The sequence below is a fragment of the Ligilactobacillus acidipiscis DSM 15836 genome, from assembly GCF_001435755.1.
Lineage (GTDB): Bacteria > Bacillota > Bacilli > Lactobacillales > Lactobacillaceae > Ligilactobacillus > Ligilactobacillus acidipiscis.
Genome location: NZ_AZFI01000321.1, coordinates 1 through 808 on the forward strand (window position 1 = coordinate 1; position 808 = coordinate 808).

Sequence of the window (808 nt, forward strand, 5' to 3'; positions counted from 1 at the left end):
CATTTCATCAGTACCACTTGATAAAGAACCCGAAAAAATCAAAACTCCCTAGAAATGGAGATGGCGGGGATCGAACCCGCGTCCAAGCATATCGCCGCTTAGATATCTACGTTCATATCCATGCTACTTAAATCTCGCTGTTAGTCACGCCGCATGTCAGGGCAAAGCACTAACGGCCAGCCTGATGATCTCTTTCTTACATTGCAGGTGGAAACATAAGACGTAGCCTACTTATTATAAGACCCGGAGATCAGTACATAGGCGATACCGGCCGGATCTACGTTAAAGCTGACTAGGCAGCTAAAGCGTAAGAGTTATTGTTATTTTTTGCAGTTATATTTTAACTGAGCGTTTTATGGTAGTCGCAACCTACCAAACGCAATCTAAGCTCGACCTATACCTGTCGAATCCAAAACATCCCCAAGTACATAGTCATTGTAGCACAATAACCAGCAGGCGTAAAATCAAACACTTGACGTGATAGTGTCAACTTTTTGTGGGTGATTACTTAAAGAGCTTATTCTCTGCTTTTAGTAATTTCGATATTATTTTTAGTCAGCTTCTGTGCCGGGATATTTTATCAGCCCCTTATACCCGCGTTAAAAGCTCCCGCTGCTTTTTTTCTGGTCTCGTGCTCTGTTCCAATAAAAATTGGGCGACAAGTGCACCAGCCTAATGCTAACCTTATGCCACACAGCTTGGAACTACCAGCCAGTCTGTAGGCCGTGTTGCCATAAACTCCGGTGCCCACGCAGATGCCCGCTGAAGGCGGCTTGTATCTGTTCATAATACTTATTTTTAATGTTTT

Annotated in this window: 1 other RNA gene; it reads right to left on the reverse strand. The window is 43.6% G+C overall.

Going from position 1 to position 808, the window contains the following annotated elements:
- Positions 1-52: 52 nt before the first annotated feature.
- Positions 53-422: a transfer-messenger RNA gene (gene ssrA / locus FC65_RS11680) on the reverse strand.
- Between the last annotated feature and the right edge of the window lie 386 nt (positions 423-808).